General features: G+C 63.6%; 6 protein-coding genes, 1 pseudogene and 1 riboswitch. Of the genes and pseudogenes, 6 read left to right on the plus strand and 1 reads right to left on the minus strand.

The features are described from left to right. Positions 1-1326: 1326 nt before the first annotated feature. The gene (locus AB0C28_RS56085) at positions 1327-1608 is read left to right on the plus strand and encodes a hypothetical protein (protein ID WP_358085756.1); all 282 of its coding nucleotides are present in this window, start codon (positions 1327-1329) and stop codon (positions 1606-1608) included. On the opposite strand, the pseudogene AB0C28_RS56090 reads toward AB0C28_RS56085, so the two are convergent. After that, positions 1503-1870, minus strand: a pseudogene (locus AB0C28_RS56090) (transposase family protein); the annotation flags it as partial. The gene AB0C28_RS56085 and the pseudogene AB0C28_RS56090 sit on opposite strands and share 106 nt — an antisense overlap. Positions 1871-1988: 118 nt before the next feature. On the opposite strand from AB0C28_RS56090, the gene AB0C28_RS56095 reads away from it, so the two are divergent. From AB0C28_RS56095 to AB0C28_RS56115, 5 genes are all read left to right on the plus strand, one after another. Further along, positions 1989-2141: a hypothetical protein gene (locus tag AB0C28_RS56095; RefSeq protein WP_358085743.1), complete on the plus strand. Its 153-nt coding sequence runs from the start codon at positions 1989-1991 to the stop codon at positions 2139-2141. Between the two features lie 90 nt (positions 2142-2231). Further along, positions 2232-2609 carry a hypothetical protein gene (locus AB0C28_RS56100; RefSeq protein WP_358085745.1) on the plus strand — a complete coding sequence of 126 codons (378 nt, stop codon included), beginning with the start codon at positions 2232-2234 and terminating at the stop codon, positions 2607-2609. Between the two features lie 182 nt (positions 2610-2791). Beyond that, positions 2792-3334 (plus strand): winged helix-turn-helix domain-containing protein, encoded by a 543-nt coding sequence (locus tag AB0C28_RS56105; protein ID WP_358085747.1) that lies wholly within the window; start codon positions 2792-2794, stop codon positions 3332-3334. Next, on the plus strand, positions 3259-3870 hold the full coding sequence (locus AB0C28_RS56110; protein WP_358085750.1) for a transposase: 612 nt from the start codon (positions 3259-3261) through the stop codon (positions 3868-3870). Before AB0C28_RS56105 ends, AB0C28_RS56110 begins: the two co-directional genes overlap by 76 nt. Before the next feature lie 78 nt (positions 3871-3948). Then, positions 3949-4034: riboswitch (cobalamin riboswitch) on the plus strand. A gap of 382 nt (positions 4035-4416) precedes the next feature. Continuing rightward, positions 4417-4806 carry a hypothetical protein gene (locus AB0C28_RS56115; RefSeq protein ID WP_358085753.1) on the plus strand — a complete coding sequence of 130 codons (390 nt, stop codon included), beginning with the start codon at positions 4417-4419 and terminating at the stop codon, positions 4804-4806. The last annotated feature ends 125 nt before the right edge of the window (positions 4807-4931 follow it).

Consider the following 4931-nt stretch of genomic DNA (forward strand, 5'->3'; position numbering starts at 1 on the left):
CCAACCAGATCCATCAGCCGACCCGAACCGCCTGCGCCACCCGGCAAGATCACCAAGCGACGCTACCAGCATGATCGCTAACTAAACGGCATTGGGGGGTGGTGGAGCCGACTCGCCCGAATCCACCACACGTCCGTCGTACTCGCCGCACTCGGCTACCTCGCCGTAGCCGCCTACTACAACGTACTGGGCTGATCGAAACACAATTCTCTCGATACGGCTCGGCTGAAACGTGGTTATTGGAGACCGTCCCACGCGTTGTCGATTGCGGCCTGATCAGGCCGCAATCGACGGCGACAGCGGCAGTCCGATCGTCTACGCCGAGCCTGTGAGGTGCCCAGCAGATTCCGGACAGTCGGCTACATAAGTTGACAGAAGTCTGGAAGAGGTAGGTGCGTGACGAGGCGTCGTAGGCGGTTCTCGCCGGAGTTCAAAGAAGAAGATCTTTTGGCTCGAGCGGTGTCGAATTGGGTGGCGCCTTCGGCCAGATGGCGAACCCGGCACGACAGCAATAGGAAGGGAGAACGAGGAGCATTGCAACTACCATACAGGTTGCTTCCATCCGTAGAGGCTAAGGGTGTTTCGCGAAAGGAAACGCTCATGCACATTTCTTGAAGGTTTTCAATATCTGTAGTAGTGTTGCAAATGGATAACAATCTACCCTCTCGGCGTCAAGAAAAACGAATTCTCTTCATGCAATGAGGCTACGGTTTTACGCGCTTCGTGGTGGCGAGCGTCTTCAGTTCGCTGCGACTGCGCCGAGAGCGCGGGGCCGAGCTAGAAAAATCACTTCGGTGATGAATGGCCAACCGGCGACAGAAGGCCACGTGGATGGCCGACGATCGCCGACTTAGCCTCTCATGAGATGTGAAGACTGACCTTCCTCTCTGCAAATTCAGTCCGCTCGGCGAGCGACCGACATACAGCTAGCCCATTACCACCACCTCCACCCTGGTGGAGGTCATATTTCATTGAAGGATCAGAATATGGCCGAAGTCGCCAGTCCTACAATCTGGGCAGCCGCCACCGGCTACCTGACCCAATTGCGAGATCAACTGCTCCAGCATGGACTGCAAGCCAGTCTCATCATGACTCCTCCGCAACCGCCCCGCCTGCTCGTCATGAATCACGCCAGCACCCTTAGTGAGCAGATCACGGCCGCCCCGGGGACGTCACTTGGTGGTTCTGGTGGTCCTGGCTCGAGAGGATTACACCTGTCAGTGACATTGCCACGACTACCGCACGTATACAGAATGTGCTGAGGTCTCTGACGGAAAGCCGATGCTCGTCCGCTCCTGCCGATCGCACCCAAGCCCCACGATGAGGGTGAATCTCGCCTTGTTGAATGAGGACGGTCCGGCTCTGTTGCGCGGCGCGCTTGACGCGTCGTGGTCACCCGCTCTGCTGCTGGCTTTGCGCCGGGCGTTGCCGTCGTTCCTCGCCGTGCCTGACCCCGAACGAGTGGAGTTCCTGCGCGCGGCCGCCGCGGCGGAGGAACCGCGGAACAAGATCGTCTCGCCCGGCGAGACGATGACCTGCACGTTCATCCTGTGCACGCGATGCTCGCTGGAGAAGTACGGCGGGTCAGCGGCGATCCGCTCGGTGTAAATCAGAGTGCCATCCGAGGACAGGTAATGCAGCCCGTCCCGTTTCGCTTTGCGTAGCGCCTGGCCGAGCTTGGGCGAGCGCTCCGACAGCAGCATCACGGTCTCTTCCGCATATCGCCACGCGGTGGCAGTGGAGATTCCGAACCCGGTCCGAGTTCAGCGAATGTCTCTCCCTTGCGCAGGTAGACCGGCACGAGCAGGGCTTGCTGTCCGGGGTTGAGCAGCCGCCATGTCGACCCGATGGTCTTGCGGTGCCGGCGGACGTCATCTCGTCCGACAGCGTACCGCCGGTATTTTCGTTGGGATTTCCTCCGGATCGGGCTCACCGACTAGCCACGATCATCGGTGAAATAGCGGGTGTGCGGCGGGAGCGTGTTCACGATGTCCAAAGGCGGCGTGGTCATCCAGACTATGATGGAGATGGAGGCTCTGGTGCTGCTGGCCACGCCAATAGACGACGATTCCGCCTTGGCCGTGCTCGCCGCCCCCGACTGCGGCCTCGCGCTGGTGGGCTATCACATATGCTCATGGTGAATCGCGCAGGACAAGTGCTGACTCCCGCTCTGCGCGAACACCCGCGTGCCAGCCAGTCTCAGCGAGCATTTAAATGAAAGGCCGAGAGGTATGATAGATTTCGAGCTTCAGGGTCGCGCGATATCTTTTGAGCATAGCGCTGATGGCGAAAGGTTCCGGATTCTTGTGGACGATTCGGCGATCGCGATGACATTCTCCGAATCAAAGACAATGGTCGGGAATATCGGGTCGACAACCCGTGAGATCTCGGCAAGGCGTCCCGTGTCCTGGGTTCCGCGCAAAGATTGTCCTCCCGAGACCAGGGTTGACGTCATCGGTCCACATGAGGCCCATTTCGTTTTCACTCTTTCGACGGGCGAGGCCTATAACACCTGGATTTGGGAGGGCATGAGCGCGCGTTTAGTCTTTTGTTGCGATTTTTCGGGCGTGGATATTCTGTGGGATCACATTGTCGACACCGCGACCTGAGCTTATTGCATAAAGAGGTGCGGCCGGGTCTGTCGTCGGTTTCCATTCTCCGACGCGGGTACTACATTCGTAGATTCGTTGGAAGGGCGCGGCCGCGGTTGCGGTGGTGGCTGAGTACACCGGTTGAAAGCGTAGAGTCCTAGCCTCGTGACGGATCGCTTCGAGTGATGTACGACCGGAGCATGCGGTACGGGCAAAGGGGTGGGTACACGCCCGCTGAGCAGGAACGGCGAGAGCGTGTACGGCTGCAGGCGGCCGAGTGGTTCGAGGCCGGAGAGTCGACCCGGACGGTCGCGGCGCGGTTACGGGTGCACGAGCGGTCGGTGACCCGCTGGCGCAAGGCCTGGCGGGAGGGCGGCAGGCCGGCGCTGCTGTCCAAGGGGCCGGTGTCGAAGGAGAAGCTGTCGGCCGCTCAGTGGGCGCGGCTGGATGCCGAGTTACGGCGGGGCCCGCTGGCCTGGGGATACGCCGAGGATCAGTGCTGGACGCTGGGCCGGGTCAAGACGCTGATCGGGCGGCTGTTCCACATCGGCTACACCATCGAGGGCGTGGGCAAGCTGCTGCACCGCCACGGCTGGTCGGTGCAGGTGCCGGCCCGGCGCGCGATCGAGCGGGACGAGGAGGCGATCGTGTTGTGGAAGGCCGAGGTGTGGCCCGCGGTAAAAGAACCGCGGCGGACCTGGGTGCCTACCTGTGCTTCGAAGACGAGGCCGGGCAGGGACTGAGGCCGCCGAAGGGACGCACCTGGGCGCCGGTCGGTGCCCGTCCGGTGGTGACGGTACGCGGCAGAGGCTCCGGCCGCATCAACATGGCCGGCGTCGTCTGCTTCCGGGACGGTGAGCGACCACACCTGTTCTACAAGCTGCACATCTACCGCGGCCGCAAGGGCGAGCCGAAGACGTTCTCCTGGCTCGACTACCGAGACCTGATCGTGGCCACCCACCAACAGCTCGGCGCGCCGCTGGTGTGGTGCTGGGACAACCTGAACGTGCACCTGGACAACAGACTCGCCGAGTTCGCCGCCGAGCACGCCGACTGGCTGCGCATCGTCCAGTTCCCCACCTACGCACCCGAACTCAATCCGGCCGAGGGCGTATGGTCGTTGCTACGCCGTTCCCTGGCCAACTTCGCCGTCACCGACCTGCCCGGCCTCGCGCGGATCATCAAACGCAAGCTGAAGAAGATCCAGTACCGGCCCCATCTACTCACCGGCTGCCTGGCTCAGACCGGTCTCACCCTCGAGACCCCGACGAAACCATGACCGACTCTACGAATTCAACCTGTGTAGCCAGCCTCCTGTACGGCCTGCCGTACCAGGTCGGCCTGAGGTTGACCGGTCACTGTGATCGGTGAGCGATCCCCGACGTAGGCCACTGCCAGGGCGAGGGGTGGGAAGGCCGGGGCGAGCGTCGACCCGAGAGCCAGAAAACTCACGCGGTCGCCTCCTCGAAGAAATTGGTGCGGATACGGCGGTTGTGACAGCACCTTCGACGGCAAGGCCGGGCGCAGCCGCGACACGCTTGCCAAGGCCGGCATCAACTCCTTCCTCAACCTGGAGGATTGCACGACCTCAACCTGGCTGCCCCGTTCTGCGACTGAATCCGCGTCATGGATGGGGTCGGGTCGTCGCCACCGGGCCGGCCGCCGACGTGCTCCACCCCCGGCGGCTTGGCGTCGGCCTGAGCCCGGTTCTCCTCGCGTAGCCGAGATCGCCGGGCCCCGGTGATGATGTGTGGCCGGCCGCTGTCGGGGTGCGGGATCACCTGGCACCGTACTCGGAGCGCCCAGGGAGGAGGCACCCGAGCGGGTGGCGGCGCTGATCGAGCGTATGAAGGCGGCCGAACGCCAGGCCCAGCAGCTCCGCGACCACCTCCTCGCCGGCGAGGCCGAACACGTGGCGGGCCAGGCGGCAGACCTGGGCACGGTGCTGTTCGCCACCGCGAGCACCGGGCTGGCGCCGCGCCCGCTGGCGGAGCTGGTGCGTGACCGGCTTCCCCGCGAACGCCTCGGCGTCGTCGCGGTCGCCGCTCCGGAAGGTTTCGTCGTGGCGGCCAACGAGGCCGCCCAAGCTCGGAGAGTGTCCGCCGCCGCCCTGGTCAGAACCGTACTGAACAGACGCGCGCTCGCGACTGTCGTGGCGAAATGGCTGCTTGGCTGGTGTCACACTTTGGTGGTGTTCCGGCTGCGGGCGGCGTAGGCCACGGCGCCGGCGATGAGCAGCACGAGGCCGACACCGATGACGCCGGCCACGCCGACGGGGATCCCGCCCACGTCACCGTAGTCGGCCAGCGCCCACTCGCCGAACAGGTGGCCGCTCTCCCG

The sequence above is a fragment of the Nonomuraea sp. NPDC048892 genome (genome assembly GCF_040649735.1).
GTDB lineage: Bacteria > Actinomycetota > Actinomycetes > Streptosporangiales > Streptosporangiaceae > Nonomuraea > Nonomuraea maheshkhaliensis.